The organism is Vibrio sp. 10N.222.55.C6 (assembly GCF_041473395.1).
GTDB classification, from domain to species: Bacteria; Pseudomonadota; Gammaproteobacteria; order Enterobacterales; family Vibrionaceae; genus Vibrio; species Vibrio crassostreae_C.
This window is the reverse complement of sequence record NZ_JBFRSD010000356.1, coordinates 1-310: the sequence shown is the minus strand read 5'-3', so window position 1 is coordinate 310 and position 310 is coordinate 1. Positions and strand designations below refer to the sequence as shown.

The 310-nt window shown below is 43.2% G+C and carries 1 pseudogene; it reads left to right on the top strand.

Annotated elements, in window-relative coordinates:
• Positions 1–47: 47 nt before the first annotated feature.
• Positions 48–310: pseudogene (locus AB4486_RS24100) on the top strand (sodium:calcium antiporter); the annotation flags it as partial.

Here is a 310-nt window from a genome sequence, read left to right as displayed (position 1 = left end):
TACTACTTTTAACCTCATCGAGGTTAATGGTCTGGGGAGCCGTTAACTTGGCTCAACTTGCTGGTTTGAGCGAACTTACCATTGGGTTGACTATAATTGCATTTGGGACAAGCTTACCCGAACTGGCTGCTGCGATTGCTGGAGTGCGCAGAGGAATGTACGACATTGTATTTGCCACGGTAATAGGCTCGAATATTTTCAATCTATTGGGAGTAATCGCTATACCTTCGATAATAGGCCAAGAGTTAATCATCCCAGAGCAAGTCCTAAGCCGAGATATTCCTTACATGATTATTTTAACAGGGGTATT